We start from the raw sequence: 13,237 nt of genomic DNA, 5'->3' as shown, positions 1-13,237 counted from the left end.
GCATGAGGACGACGACAGACGGCGCTATCGGCGTCGCGCACTCCGACGCACCACGACCCGGGGCCATCGTGCTGATGTCCCCCACCATTTTTGAAAGGGTGTGGGGTCCCGCGGAACGCCGGCGCCTGGCCAAGCGATTGGACGTGATCGGCACACCAGGGGCCGACCTCGGACGGTACACCCCGGAGCAGCTCGCCTCGGCTCAGTTCCTCATCACGGGGTGGGGAGCACCGCCGCTCGACGGGCTCCCGGCGATGCCGAACCTCAAACTCGTGCTTCACGCGGCGGGATCCGTCCGATCGCTCGCCACGCCGGAGTTCTGGCGACGCGGCATCCCTGTTGTTTCGGCGATCGAGGAGAACACCCGCCCGACTGCCGAGTTCGCTTCGGCGGAGATCGTGTACGCCCTCAAGCGCGGGTGGCACGCCGCAGCGCGACTGCGCAGAACGCGGGACTGGGACGCCTCACTGCCGAGTTCCGGCATCGTCGGGTCTACTGTCGGGCTCGTCTCTCTAGGACGCGTGGGACGCCTAGTGGCTGCCCGTCTAGCGAGCATCGGCGGCATACGGATTCTCGCTTTCGACCCATACTCCGACGCGGTCCCCGGCGTGGAGTTCGTGGACCTGAACCGACTGTTCGAAGAGTCAGACGTCGTCAGTCTGCACACGCCGATCACTCCTGAGACGGTCGGCCTGGTCGGCGAAGCGCAGCTGCGCTCCCTCAAGGAGGGCGCCACCTTGATCAACACGTCCCGCGGAGCGATCATCGACGAGGCGGCACTCGTCCGGACCCTGCGCGCTCGTCCCGACCTCTTCGCAGCGCTCGATGTCACGGAGTCCGAGCCCCTCGCGCCGGACTCTGCCCTCTACGACCTTGAGAACGTCATCCTCACCCCGCATATCGCGGGCAGCAGCGGCCGGGAGTTGCACGCGCTCGCACACGCGGTGATGGATCAATACGACCTGCATCGGCGCGGGGCGCTCGTCAGGTCCGTCGGGGCCGACGATCGGCCCATCGCGGTTCGCTTGGCCCCGACTGCTGGGTGAGGGCGGCCTCTCCCGGCCGTGCGGGGGCCAACGCGAGGAATCTTGAATCGCACTGCGACCTGCCGCTGGGCGCCTTACACCTTCTTGGACTGTCGCCGCGCAAGCTCCTGAGCGGCCGCGTTCGGGACGTAGTTCAGTGTGCGCATCGCATCGATCACGTTGTTTCTCGTTCGTTCGCGGACGTGGCCGGCACCGTTGATCACTCGGGACACGGTCATGTGCGAGACGCCGGCGAGAAGGGCAACATCGTAGATGGTGGGGACCACTTCGGGGAGATCGTTGTCGACGGCCATGATTCGCTGTGCTCTCGGCTGTGCGCTCGCTCAGATGCCCTGGGCGAGTCGGTAGTACGCCTGGTTCCACCGAAGCTCGCGCTGGAACGAGCGCACGGTGGTGTCTTCGTCGATCACGACGAGTTCGGACTTGGCGATCTCGGCGAAGTCGCGGAACACCTCGATGCCCACCGCGGTGGTCATCACGGTGTGGTGGGCGGCGCCGGCGGCGAGCCAGCACGCGGCGCTCGTGGGGAAGTCGGGCGCCGGCTCCCAGACGGCGCGGCCGACGGGCAGCTTCGGCAGGTCGGGGGCGTCGACGTTCTGCACGACGTTAGCGACCAGGCGGAAGCGGTCGCGCATGTCGCTCATCGCGACCACGAGGGCGGGGCTGGGGTCGGCGGTGAACACCAGCCGCACCGGGTCGTCCTTGCCGCCGATGCCGAGCGGGTGCACCTCGAGGCGCGGTTTGGCCGACGTGAGCGACGGGGAGACCTCGAGCATGTGGGCGCCGAGGATGCGCTCGGAGCCGGGGACGAGGTCGTAGGTGTAGTCCTCCATCAGCGACGCGCCGCCGGGAAGGCCCGCACCCATGACGTTGGCCACCCGCACCAGGATCGCGGTCTTCCAGTCGCCCTCGGCACCGAATCCATACCCCTCGGCCATGAGCCGCTGCACCGCGAGACCGGGGAGCTGCTTGAGGGTGCCGAGGTCCTCGAACGAGGTCGTGAACGCGCCGAAGCCGCCCTCTTCGAGGAACGAACGCAACCCGAGCTCGATGGCGGCGCCGTCGCGCAGCGACTGGTGCCGCTCCGCGCCGGGCTTGAGGTCGTCGGCGACGTCGTAGGAGTCGAGGTAGACCTGCACGAGCACGTCGATGTCGGCATCCGTCGCGGCCTCGACCGCCTCGATCAGCCCGTTCACACCCCACGTGTTGACCTGCACCCCGAAGCGGATCTCCGCCTCGGTCTTGTCACCCTCGGTGACCGCGACGTAGCGCATGTTGTCGCCGAACCGCGCGAGCTTCAGGGTCCGCACGGCCGCCCAGCCCGCCGCCGCGCGCTGCCAGTCCTCGACCTGCCGGACGACCACCGGGTTCGACACGTGGCCGACGACGGTCTTGCGGGCCACGCCGAGGCGGGTCTGGATGTAGCCGAACTCGCGGTCGCCGTGCGCGGCCTGGTTGAGGTTCATGAAGTCGAAGTCGATATCCGCCCACGGCAGCTCCACGTTGGCCTGCGTGTGCAGGTGCAGCAGCGGCTTCTGCAGCGCATCCAGCCCCGAGATCCACATCTTCGCCGGGCTGAAGGTGTGCATCCACGCGATCACGCCGACCACGTCGTCACGGCCGTTGACCTCCAGCGCGAGGCGGCGGATCGAGTCGGAGTCCTTCAGGACCGGCTTCCATACGACCTTAACGGGAAGACCGGCGGGCCCCTCGGCGACCGCCTGCGACTGCTCGGCGACCTGACGCAGCGTCTCCTCGCCGTAGAGATTCTGGCTGCCGGTGACGAACCACACCTCGTACTGATCGAGAGAGGTGACGAGGGGCTGACGGGTCATTAGAGTGCGAGTCCTTCGGATCGGAGGGTGGCGACGGCGGATGCTTCGACCGCGAGGCCGAGGCGGTAGCGGTGGAGATAATCGGCGAAGCCGCTGACGTCCGCCGGATCGGGCATAACGGTCTTTACGTCGACACCCGCGAACACACGGGTATCGAGGAACGACGAGAGATCCGATGTGTCCCCTCGCGCAACGACGTGACGGAACACAGCGAGAACGGCGATACCCCACGCCCCGCCCTCCGAAGCCGTCGCTCCAACCGAAACCGGGACGTCGAGCGCGCCGGCGAGGAACCGCTGGGCCACGTCCGCCGTCCGGAACAGACCTCCGTGAGCGAACATGCGATCCAGTTCTGCGCCTTCGTCGGCTAGCACGCGCATCCCGAGGGCCAGGGTCCCGAACACGCCATACAGCTGAGCCCGCATCAGGTTGCCGAGGGTGAAGCGACTGTCGGGCGTGCGCACGAACAGCGGACGGCCCTCGGCGAGGCCGGCGATCGGCTCACCGGCGAGATGGTTGTACGAAAGCAAGCCGCCCGCGTCCGACTCGCCCCCGATTGCCTCGCGAAACAGCGTGTCGAACACTTCGTCGTCCGTCACACGCTGGCCCGAGGCGGCGGAGAACCTCATGAACAGGCCGACCCACGCGGCCAGCTCGCTCGCGCCGTTGTTGCAGTGGACCATCGCCACCGCGTCACCTGCGGGCGTGGTCACGAGATCGAGCTCGTGATGCACGTTCTTGAGGGGACGCTCGAGCACGACCATCGCGAAGATGCTCGTGCCGGCGCTGACGTTGCCTGTGCGGGTGGCCACCGAGTTGGTAGCCACCATTCCCGTTCCGGCATCGCCCTCCGGCGGGCAGAGGCGCGCGCCGGCGTGGAGCATTCCCGTCGGGTCGAGCAGGAGAGCGCCCGAAGCGGTCAGCTCGCCCGCCGTCTGACCGGCTCGAAGGGCCTCGGGCAGGAGGTCGATCAACGGATGACGCAACCCGGAGCCGGACACGAGCCGGTCGAACTTCTCGAGCAGGCCGGCGTCGTAGTCGTGTGTGGCGGAGTCGATGGGGAACATGCCCGACGCGTCGCCCACGCCGAGCACTTTGCGCCCAGTGAGCTTCCAGTGGACGTAGCCGGCGAGGGTCGTGAAGAAGCGCACGTCGGTGACGTGCGGCTCCTCGTCGAGCACCGCCTGGTACAGGTGGGCGATGGACCAGCGCAGCGGGATGTTGAGACCGAAGAGCTCGGACAGCACCGCGGCCGAGCGGTCGGTGTTGGTGTTGCGCCACGTGCGGAACCCCGTGAGAATCTCACCGTCCTCGCCGAAGGCCAGGTACCCGTGCATCATCGCCGACACGCCGATCGCGGCCAGCGACTCGAGCGCGACGTCGTAGCGGTCGCCGACGTCGGCGACCAGGTCGGCGTAGGCCGCCTGCAGCCCCGCCCACACATCGTCGATCGCGTACGTCCACAGCCGGTCGACGAACCGGTTCTCCCACGCGTGGTTCCCCACCGCGAGCACCGTCGACGGGTCGTCGGCCAGCACGAGGCACGCCTTGATGCGGGTCGAGCCGAGCTCGATGCCCAGCACCGCGCGACCGTCGCGGATCGCCTGCGCGATGCCCGCCGTCACGGGGTCTCCTCCGCGTCGCGGCGCGCGTCCGTGGACTGGCCGTAGACGTTTTGGTAACGGTCGTAGAGGCGGTCGATCGCCTCCTGCGGAATCGGGATCAGCGGCCCGGCCTCACGCGCGAAATGCACCGTGCGGGCGACATCCTCGACCATCACCGCGGCCTTGACCGCATCCTTGGCCGAGACCCCGATGGTGAACGGCCCGTGGTTCTGCATCAGCACCGCGCGCGAGCGGTGGCCGGTCAGCGTCTCGACGATTCCGCGGCCGATCGAGTCGTCGCCGATGATCGCGAACGGACCGATCGGGATCGGCCCGCCGAACTCGTCGGCCATCGCCGTGATCACGCACGGGATCTCCTCGCCGCGCGCCGCCCACGCCACCGCGAACGTCGAGTGGGTGTGCACCACTCCCCCGACACCGGGCATATTCCGGTACACGTACGCGTGCGCGGCGGTGTCGCTCGACGGGCTGCGGTCGCTGCCCGGCGTCCCCGGCACGACGTTGCCGTTCAGGTCGCACAGGATCATGTTCTCCGGCGCCAGGTCGTCATACGAGACCCCCGACGGCTTGATCACGAACAGGTCCGCACCGGGCACCCGGCCCGATACGTTTCCGCCGGTCCACACGATCAGGTTGTAACGCACCAGCTGGGCGTGGAGGGCCGCCGTGTCGGCGCGCACCGCGTCGATCGCTGCCTGCAGTTCCGCGCTCGTCATCAGCTCGTCCGCCATCCGTCGGACGCGCAAGGCGTGAGGATGCGGCGCTCATCGGCAAGAGCGGCTGCTTCGTCCAGCACTGCGATGAGGGCGCCGGGGTCGTGCGCGAAGCGACCCAGGAAGAGCCCGTCAACGCTGTCACCGAGACCGGTGAGCAGTCCGGGGCGCGCCGAGCCTCCGTAGATGACGACGCTGTCGACGCGAGCGGCGTCCGCGTTCAGGGCTCCTCGAAGAGCACGCGTCACGGCCGCGATGTGCTCCTCGGGGGCCGGCTCCGCAGCCCCGATGGCCCAGGTCGGCTCGTAGGCCACGATCACTGGTCCTGCAGCAAGTCCCCTGAGGTTGGCCGTGAGCTGCTCGACGTTGGCGAGCGCGGCCGCAGGGCCGCCGAGTCGCTCGCTCTCACCGATGCACACCACCGGAATCACACCGTGGGCGAGAGCTGCGCTCGCTTTCGCGGCCGTCACGCCGTCGGACTCGTCGAAGAGTCGTCTGCGCTCGGCGTGGCCGACCTCGGCGACCGTCACGCCGAGCTCCGCCAACTCGGAAGCAGTCACCTCGCCCGTGTACGGGCCTGGGCCGAAAGCCGACACATCCTGAGCACCGACAAGCACCGCGGTGCCGGCGAAGGCGTCGAGTGCGGGGGCGATCTGCAGATAGGTAGGTATGACGATGAGGCGGACGTCCCCGCCCAAAACGGCAGGATGCGCGGACGCGCGCGGAGCGACTTCTGCGAACCATGCGCGCGCTCGCGCCTGCCCGAAGTACGTCTTGAGGCTCACAGCCACGGTGATCTGCGCGGACATCAACAGGTACCCGTGACCTCGAACTCGTCGATGACGGCGACCTTGTCGGCGGAGGCCGAAGAGGCATCGAATCGGTAGGTGAGCCACTCGCGGACCAGACGGCGGGCGAGTTCGATGCCGACGACGCGCTGTCCCAGTGTGAGGACCTGCGCGTTGTTGGAGAGCACGCCACGCTCGACGGAGAAGCTGTCGTGCGCCGTGACAGCGCGGATCCCGGGAACCTTGTTGGCCGCGATCGCGACCCCGAGCCCGGTCCCGCAGATGAGCAGCGCGCGGTCGGCATCACCGGCCGCGACGCGCTGAGCAGCCTCGATTGCCACCCTCGGATAGGGCGTATGCCCCTCGGCGTCCACACCCACGTCGACGACGGACACAACGCCGGCGTTCTGCTCGAGATCCTTCTTGAAAATCTCCTTGTAGTCGAAGCCGGCGTCGTCGGAGCCGATCACGACTCGCAGGGGTTCAGGCATGCGCGCTCCCCGCCACTGAGGTTCGGGCCGCGAGCAGGTCGCCCACGGCAGTCACAATGAGCGCGAGCGAGTGCGCGCCCGGGTCCGGGGTTCCGAGGCTGCTCTGTCCGTGCGTGCGAGCACGGCCTACGCGGGAGATCAGATCCGCCGTCGCCGCAGCCGCTCGCGTCGCGGCGGCCGCGGCCGCGCACCATGCGTCGGTGAGGGATGCTCCAGCGGCAACCTCTTGCCAAAGCGTGGAGCTGAACGGAACGAGGGCGTCGACGAGAGTCTTGTCGCCGACCTCGGCCTTGCCGTAGTCGGTGACCTCGCGCGATGCTGCAGCCACACCGGTCGCGACGGCGGCGGCATCGGGACCGCCCTGATCTCCGAGCTGGGCGGCAACGGCGCGCAGCATCACTCCCCAGAGCGCGCCCGAACTGCCACCGGCGCGATCGGCCCAGGCATCCGCCGCGTGGGAGAGAGTCGTCCCGGCGCCCGCACCGGCGCCGGCCGCCGCGAGCGCCGCTGCCAGTGCGGCGTGCGACCCCCGCTGCATGCCGATGCCGTGGTCTCCGTCGCCCGCGATCGCGTCCATCCGGCCGAGTTCGTCGACATTCGCATCGAGCGTCTCGACGATCGCCTGCACGGCGGCGACCACCGTCTTGGCGACGGCTCGCGACCCCTCATCGCCGGGAGCGATGACCTCGTCCCTGGCAACGACGGCGACAGGGGCGTCCGCATGCTGCTGCGCGCGGACGACAGATCCGCGCCGGTACGCGGGAGTATCCACGGGGGTCTCCCAGAGATCGGCGAGCTCATCGTCGAGCCAGAACAGAGTGAGCGAGGTGCCCGCCATGTCGAAGCTCGTGCAGTACTCGCCCACGTGCGGGTCGACGATCTCGAGTCCGACAGCCTCCAGAAGCTCAGCGATGCGCCGGTAGACGATGAACATCTCCTCGTACTTGACCGAGCCCAGTCCGTTCAGGATCGGTACGACTCGCGCGTCGGCACTCGCCGGACGCTCGGCGAGCAGCCTCGACACGAGAAGTTCCGCGAGCTCGTCCGCGGTGGGGACGTCGGTCTCATCGAGACCCGCCTCACCGTGGATGCCGAGCCCGATGGCCATGCGACCTTCCGGCACCCTGAAGAGGGGTTGATCTGCGCCGGGCAGCGTGCACCCGGTGAAGGCGACGCCGAACGACCGACAGCGGTCATTCGCAAGGCGCGCCGCGCGGGTCACGTCGGGCAGGCTGTAGCCCGCCTCGGCTGCCGCAGCGGCGGTGCGGAAGACGGTGAGACCGCCCGCGATACCCCGACGGGTGTGCGCCTCGTCGGCGGGGGCGCTGGAGATGTCGTCGGTCACGGTGACGGTCTCGCACCGGATGCCCTCGGCGCGCAGGCGCGTCTGAGCTGCGTCGAAGTTGAGCACATCGCCGGCATAGTTGCCGTAACTGAGGAACACGCCGCCGCCGTTTTCCGAAGCCTTCGCCACCGCATAGATCTGCTGCGTCGACGGCGACGCGAACAGGTTTCCCATCGTGGCACCGTGCGCGAGGCCCTGTCCGACGAGCCCGCCGAACGAGGGATAGTGGCCCGACCCGCCGCCCACGACCACCGCGACCTGGCCGGCAGGGCTCACGGTGCTGCGCACCACTCCGCCGGTTACGCGCCGGACGTAGCGGCCGTGCGCGGCCACGAAGCCGTCGATCATCTCGTTCGCAAACGCAGACGGATCGTTCCACAGGCGCGTCATGGAGATCAGCGCCCCCGCTCGGCCACCCGCGCAGGAGCGGGTCCGAGTTCGCGCAGCAGTTCACCCATGGCGACGTATGCCTTATTGCGGTAGGCGGTCAGCTCATGGGTGCGGTCTGCTGGGATGTCGAGGAACCCGGCGCCGGACTTCGTTCCGAGCGCTCCCGCATCGACCAGCTCCTTCAGGATCTGCGGAGTGGCGAACCTCTCAGGGAATGCGGTCTGCAACGAGGCATAACAGAATGCGTAGACGTCCAGGCCGGCCATGTCGGCAATCGCGAACGGCCCGAAGAACGGAAGCCGGAAGCCGAAAGTGGTCCGCACGATGGTGTCGATGTCGTCGGGCGTTGCGACGCCCTCCTCCACGAGTTGTGTGGCCTCGTGGAACAGCGCGTACTGCAGGCGGTTCAGCACGAACCCGACGGCATCCTTCACCACTGCGATCTGCTTGCCTGTGGATTCGATGATCCTCTCTACCGACGCCACAACGGACGGCTTCGTATGGTCGTGCGGGATCAGCTCGACGCCGGGGATGAACGGTGCCGGATTGGAGAAGTGGACGCCGAGGAACCGGGCCGGGTTCGTCACCGCCTCGGCAAGTTCCCGGATGAGGATCGTCGAGGTGTTGGTTCCGATGATCGCGGTGGGATCTGCAGCGGCGGAGATACGTGCCAGCGTGGTGTGCTTGATCTGGATCTTCTCCGGGACCGCCTCTTCGATGAAGCTCGCACCAACCACGGCGTCTTCGACCGTGGCCGCGGTGAGCTGTTCGGCGATGGTGTCCGCGGCATGATCCGGGAAGAGACCCTCGCGACTGTACTGCTGCGCTTCGGTGATCAGCCGTTCGCGGTTGCTTCGTGCCACCTCTAGGTCGACGTCGGCGACCCGCACCTCTGCTCCGGATAGTGCGAGGGCCTGGGCAATTCCCCCGCCCATGTATCCACTGCCGACCACGGCATACACGGACCGCGTCTCTCGGTTGGTCATCGTCATCTCCTTCGTAGGGCGAGTGGTTCATGCTTGCGGGGTGAGGCGTCGGACGCGAGCAGATCTTGGAGGTACCGTCTGTTGGTCGCGCTGACCCCGAGGCTGTCGCCGCCGTAGTGCTCCATCAGGAAGGGGCCTCGGTATCCGCCCTGGACTGCGGTGCGTACGACGTCGCGGTAGTTGATGAAACCGAGTTCGAGGGTGGTGGGCACGCAGCTGTATGCCTGACCGCCGCCGATCTCGTCGCGGGCGTAGTTCTTCATGTGCCAGTAGTTCGCGTACGGCAGGGTTTTTTCGTACGCTGCCCGCCAGTCCTCAATCGGTCGGTGCAGGCGGATCAGATTGCCGATGTCCGGGTTCAGGCCGACGTTGTCCAGGCCGATTTCCTCGAGCAGCCGGACCGCACTGTCGGCGGTTCCCAGGTAGGTGTCCTCGTACATCTCGAGGGAGATTGGGATACCCACCTCGGCCGCATGGCGTCCCAGTCCGCGCAACCGCTTCACGGCGAGGGCTCGAATGTCTTCGTCCCGAGGATCCGCGTGACCAGGAACAGTCCAGAACCATGCGGCGTCTCGTTGCGCGGCTGTCAACGGCTGATGCAGTCCGGTGGAGAGGACCTGCATCCCCATTTCCGCGATCGCGTCGATGGTTCGGTGGGCGTAGGCCAGATTGGCTTCACCAACGCCGGCTTGGATGACGCTCTGGCGCTGCACGTGGACGGACAGCAGCGTCACGTCGTTGTCTGCGGCGATAGAAAGGAGCTCGTTACGCCGCGAGGTGGTCAGGTCGGCTGGTCGGATGTGGCTGTCCGCGATCTCGAGCGCCGTGAAACCGGCGCGACTCACGTCGCGGAAGAGCTCGTCCCACCGCTCGGCAGGTGCGTCGTGCAGCGCAACACCATGACGGTCGACGGGGCGGAACGGGTGCATGCATATCCCGATGAGCCACGGGTCGATCGGTCTCGAGGCACGTCCAGGAGCCGCAGGTCGTCGTTGCGCACCAGCGGCGAAGGAGGCCAACTCGCTGAGCGGTGTCATGGAAGATCGCGCCCCTTATCGCTTGGGGACGCCGGATCTCTTCGTCGTCGCCGGAACTCGTCGTGCGACTGACCCTCGTCGAGAAGGCCAACCAATCCGGCCCCCAGGATGGGTCCGTCCCCGTCGAGCCCCGTGCCGATGACCAGCGCCTCGCGTGCGTACGGCAGCAGAGCGACCTCCCGAGCGTGGTCCTGTGCGATGGCGGTGTAATCCTCCGCAACGTCGACGAACCCGCCCGCGAGCACGACGACGTCGAGGTCGAGCAGCGTGCACGCGTTCGCGATGGCCTGGCCCACTGCGCGGGCCGATCGGGTGACGGCCTCGCGCGCGATTCGATCCCCGGCCGAATAGGCGATGGCGAGATCCTCACCGGAAGAACCGTGCCATCCGCGCGCGCGTGCCCAGGCGACCGTGTTCGGCCCGGACGCGATCGCCTCGAGGGTGCCGTGGTGCGGGTCCCCGCCTTCCCACGGTTCGATTCTCGTCTGCCCGATATGGCCGGCGTTGCCGGTGGATCCGTGGGCCACCCTGCCCTCGATGACGAATCCGCCTCCGATGCCGGTCGAGACCACCATGGATAGCGAGTTGCGAGCTCCCCGCGCCGCCCCGAGGCGGTGTTCTGCCAAGGCGATGCAGGTTCCGTCCAGGGCCAGACGCACGGGCACGCCAGGCACTCGGGTGGCCACGACGTCGCGGATCGGGAACGCCTTCAACGCCGGCAGGTTGACGGGGCTGACACACCCTGCAGACCTCTCCACCGGCCCGGCCGACCCGATTCCGACGGCGCGTATGGACCGGCCGACCGGAAGGGACTGCAGCGCTTCGCGGATGAGATCGTCGATGACTGCCGTGAAGCCCTCGCAGTTCAGGTCGCGGCCCGTCGCGCGTCGCGCCTTGGACCCCTCGATGATGCGACCCTCAGGTGCCACGAGCGCGGCCGACACTTTCGTGCCGCCGATGTCAATGGCGAGCACGACCTCGGCGTCGTCGACACCTCTGCGGGGGGCTGGACTTGTCATGTCAGCGTGCCACCGGGACATGCTCGACAACCACCACGCCGAAGGCGTCGAGTGCGATCTCTTCGATCACGTCGCCGGAGAGGTCTCTCAGTTCACCCTCGTAGCGCGGAGCGATCACGAGCGGTTGCGACGCCTGGCTGACGAACCATGCAAAGTGGCGACCGTCGGCGTGGTCGACGCGATCCACGAGCACGCGCGGGTCGTCGCTCCTCACATGGACGGTGACGCCGGCTTCGGTCGCGAGGGCGGCGTACAGCCTCCACGTCGGCTCCGGATTGACGTCCGGTGTCCGAGCCGCGAAATGCTCCAGCGGGTAGGTGCAGAGCACAAACTCGCCTCGGCCGACACGATTTCGCAGCAACGCCGGCCGACCGGCCCCGTCCACCGCGACCACATCCGCAGATGCGGCAACGACCGGGAGAAACGCTCGGGAGTTCGGAGTGCCGGCGACCGGAAAGGTGAGCTGCTCGCCCTCGGCGATCTGGCCGAATGCCTGAACGAATCGGAGGGTGACTGTCTTCTCATCGACCGGTTCCACCAGGCCGTACCGTGACTGCTTGACGACACCGAACGTCTGGTCGAGATTCGGCCACCACGGACCTCGCTGCACGCCGTGCTCCCCGTGGAACACGGACGCGTAGACGATCGCGCCGTCCGCAACCCGCTCGTGGAGGCGCTTCCAGGACGGGGCGGTGAGCTGCTTCGCCGAAGGAAGCAGGTAGAGCGCGCAGTCGTCCGGTAACCCGTCGGCTTCCCGGGCCACGCCGATCGGTAGGTCCGCCTCTCGCGAGGCGACATACGCCTGACGGCTGACTTCGAAGACCGAAGCGGCGTCCTCGGGTTGGGTGAAAGGGAAGAGGCTCTCCAGGTAGGCGGGGATCACAAGCGCGACGTCGGTGTCCGGGCGCGTGAGGTGCTCCACACCGAGCCGGTGCATCAGGTCGGCGAACTGCTTCATCTCCAGCGCTTGCGGCTTGGCGGCGCCACCCGCGTCAGTCAGTCCGAAGTGCATCTCGAATGGGTGGTGAGAGTACGGCGCTCGCTCGAAGAGCGCGTCGTAATCAGTGTTGTTCCACGCCAGCCACCCGCGTGCGCCGGCGAGAAAGGTGTTGTGGAGGACCTGGCGGTAGTAGTGAGCGGCGTTGTCACCACTGACGTAGTCGCTGCTGACCCCGAACTCCTCCATGACCACCGGGCGGCCCTCGATGTCGAGGAGCTCGCAGATGAACGCTGCCCCCAGGTGCTGGCGCACGGGGTCATTCTCCATCCGGTAGACGTGAGGTCCGTGGAAGTCGACCAACGGCGCAAGTTCCCGCACTCGAAAACCGCTGTCGGCCCCGAGCACCTCCACCCCCCACGCACCGTCACCTACGGATACGGGCTGGCGACCACCCCCCGCACGGATGGCATCGATCAGAATCTGGGCCCAGCTGGTGACCTCTTCGTGGTTCACCGTGCCGACGCCGCGCGTCTTCCAGTCCGCATAGATAGGCACTTCGTTCGTGAGCAGCCATCCCCTGACCGCCGGATGGTCGGCAAACGCTGCCGTCGCCTCTCGCACGTACCACGCTTGACGGGCGACGAACCAGACGTCGCCGAAGAGACTGCGTCCCTGCCGCCACTCGGGGTCCCAGTTCTCACCCGACATGTGGCCGACGAGGAACGTCGGAATCGTTCCCATCCCGAGGTTCTCGTGAAGGTCGAGGAAGTGCCGGAAATTCGCCAGCGCCTGAGTGTCCAGCGAATGCGGGGTGGGCATGAAGTCCGGCCAGTACATGAAGCTGCGCGTGATCGTCATTCCCAGGTCGCGCATCGCAATCAGCTCGCTCTCGACCAGTCCCGCGTCGTACTCGCTCCACATCCGCGGTCCGCCTCCGCGGGACCAGAAGTTGGCCCCGAACCAGACCTCCGCCTCTCCGTTGGCTGTGATCGTCGCGGACTGTCGCTTCATCGTGAGTCTCC

General features: G+C 67.7%; 12 protein-coding genes. 1 reads left to right on the top strand and 11 read right to left on the bottom strand.

Annotated features, from left to right (window positions below; translation table 11 throughout):
* The first annotated feature begins 2 nt into the window (after nt 1–2).
* On the top strand, nt 3–1,046 hold the full coding sequence (locus T9R20_RS01675; protein WP_322410829.1) for a hydroxyacid dehydrogenase: 1,044 nt from the start codon (nt 3–5) through the stop codon (nt 1,044–1,046).
* A gap of 74 nt (nt 1,047–1,120) precedes the next feature.
* On the opposite strand, the gene T9R20_RS01670 is transcribed toward T9R20_RS01675, so the two are convergent.
* The 11 genes from T9R20_RS01670 to T9R20_RS01620 all read right to left on the bottom strand — a co-directional run bounded on the left by T9R20_RS01670 (nt 1,121) and on the right by T9R20_RS01620 (nt 13,136).
* Nucleotides 1,121–1,339, bottom strand: coding sequence for a LacI family DNA-binding transcriptional regulator (locus T9R20_RS01670; protein WP_322410828.1), 219 nt, complete (start codon nt 1,337–1,339; stop codon nt 1,121–1,123).
* A gap of 30 nt (nt 1,340–1,369) precedes the next feature.
* The gene (araA, locus tag T9R20_RS01665) at nt 1,370–2,881 is read right to left on the bottom strand and encodes an L-arabinose isomerase (protein WP_322410827.1); all 1,512 of its coding nucleotides are present in this window, start codon (nt 2,879–2,881) and stop codon (nt 1,370–1,372) included.
* Complete coding sequence (locus T9R20_RS01660) at nt 2,881–4,506, bottom strand: xylulokinase (protein ID WP_322410826.1); 1,626 nt, start codon at nt 4,504–4,506, stop codon at nt 2,881–2,883. Before T9R20_RS01660 ends, araA begins: the two co-directional genes overlap by 1 nt.
* Nucleotides 4,503–5,222, bottom strand: coding sequence for an L-ribulose-5-phosphate 4-epimerase (locus tag T9R20_RS01655; RefSeq protein ID WP_322410825.1), 720 nt, complete (start codon nt 5,220–5,222; stop codon nt 4,503–4,505). Before T9R20_RS01655 ends, T9R20_RS01660 begins: the two co-directional genes overlap by 4 nt.
* Nucleotides 5,222–6,028, bottom strand: a complete 807-nt coding sequence (locus tag T9R20_RS01650) for a triose-phosphate isomerase family protein (protein ID WP_322410824.1) — start codon at nt 6,026–6,028, stop codon at nt 5,222–5,224. Before T9R20_RS01650 ends, T9R20_RS01655 begins: the two co-directional genes overlap by 1 nt.
* Entirely contained in the window at nt 6,028–6,498 is a 471-nt protein-coding gene (locus T9R20_RS01645; protein WP_322410823.1) for a ribose-5-phosphate isomerase, read from the bottom strand. The genes T9R20_RS01650 and T9R20_RS01645 overlap by 1 nt, the downstream gene beginning before the upstream one ends.
* Nucleotides 6,491–8,233 (bottom strand): dihydroxyacetone kinase family protein, encoded by a 1,743-nt coding sequence (locus tag T9R20_RS01640; RefSeq protein WP_322410822.1) that lies wholly within the window; start codon nt 8,231–8,233, stop codon nt 6,491–6,493. Before T9R20_RS01640 ends, T9R20_RS01645 begins: the two co-directional genes overlap by 8 nt.
* 5 nt (nt 8,234–8,238) lie before the next feature.
* Entirely contained in the window at nt 8,239–9,225 is a 987-nt protein-coding gene (locus tag T9R20_RS01635) for a 3-hydroxyacyl-CoA dehydrogenase family protein (RefSeq protein ID WP_416182927.1), read from the bottom strand.
* Nucleotides 9,222–10,148 (bottom strand): sugar phosphate isomerase/epimerase, encoded by a 927-nt coding sequence (locus T9R20_RS01630; RefSeq protein WP_322410820.1) that lies wholly within the window; start codon nt 10,146–10,148, stop codon nt 9,222–9,224. The genes T9R20_RS01635 and T9R20_RS01630 overlap by 4 nt, the downstream gene beginning before the upstream one ends.
* Before the next feature lie 104 nt (nt 10,149–10,252).
* Nucleotides 10,253–11,275, bottom strand: a complete 1,023-nt coding sequence (locus T9R20_RS01625) for an ROK family protein (RefSeq protein WP_322410819.1) — start codon at nt 11,273–11,275, stop codon at nt 10,253–10,255.
* 1 nt (nt 11,276) lies between these two features.
* Nucleotides 11,277–13,136, bottom strand: a complete 1,860-nt coding sequence (locus T9R20_RS01620; protein ID WP_416182926.1) for a glycoside hydrolase 5 family protein — start codon at nt 13,134–13,136, stop codon at nt 11,277–11,279.
* Nucleotides 13,137–13,237 lie beyond the last annotated feature (101 nt).

The sequence above is a fragment of the Microbacterium invictum genome (genome assembly GCF_034421375.1).
GTDB lineage: Bacteria > Actinomycetota > Actinomycetes > Actinomycetales > Microbacteriaceae > Microbacterium > Microbacterium invictum_A.
The sequence above is the reverse complement of the archived record's forward strand: the minus strand, read 5'-3'. Positions and strand labels throughout refer to the sequence as shown.

Bases quoted from the DNA above. Each gene is read 5' to 3' on its own strand.
- T9R20_RS01675 (WP_322410829.1), top strand. From the start codon at position 3: ATGAGGACGACGACAGACGGCGCTATCGGCGTCGCGCACTCCGACGCA.
- T9R20_RS01670 (WP_322410828.1), bottom strand. From the start codon at position 1,339: ATGGCCGTCGACAACGATCTCCCCGAAGTGGTCCCCACCATCTACGAT.
- araA (WP_322410827.1), bottom strand. From the start codon at position 2,881: ATGACCCGTCAGCCCCTCGTCACCTCTCTCGATCAGTACGAGGTGTGG.
- T9R20_RS01655 (WP_322410825.1), bottom strand. From the start codon at position 5,222: ATGACGAGCGCGGAACTGCAGGCAGCGATCGACGCGGTGCGCGCCGAC.
- T9R20_RS01650 (WP_322410824.1), bottom strand. From the start codon at position 6,028: ATGTCCGCGCAGATCACCGTGGCTGTGAGCCTCAAGACGTACTTCGGG.
- T9R20_RS01645 (WP_322410823.1), bottom strand. From the start codon at position 6,498: ATGCCTGAACCCCTGCGAGTCGTGATCGGCTCCGACGACGCCGGCTTC.
- T9R20_RS01640 (WP_322410822.1), bottom strand. From the start codon at position 8,233: ATGACGCGCCTGTGGAACGATCCGTCTGCGTTTGCGAACGAGATGATC.
- T9R20_RS01635 (WP_416182927.1), bottom strand. From the start codon at position 9,225: ATGACGATGACCAACCGAGAGACGCGGTCCGTGTATGCCGTGGTCGGC.
- T9R20_RS01630 (WP_322410820.1), bottom strand. From the start codon at position 10,148: ATGCACCCGTTCCGCCCCGTCGACCGTCATGGTGTTGCGCTGCACGAC.
- T9R20_RS01625 (WP_322410819.1), bottom strand. From the start codon at position 11,275: ATGACAAGTCCAGCCCCCCGCAGAGGTGTCGACGACGCCGAGGTCGTG.
- T9R20_RS01620 (WP_416182926.1), bottom strand. From the start codon at position 13,136: ATGTGGAGCGAGTACGACGCGGGACTGGTCGAGAGCGAGCTGATTGCG.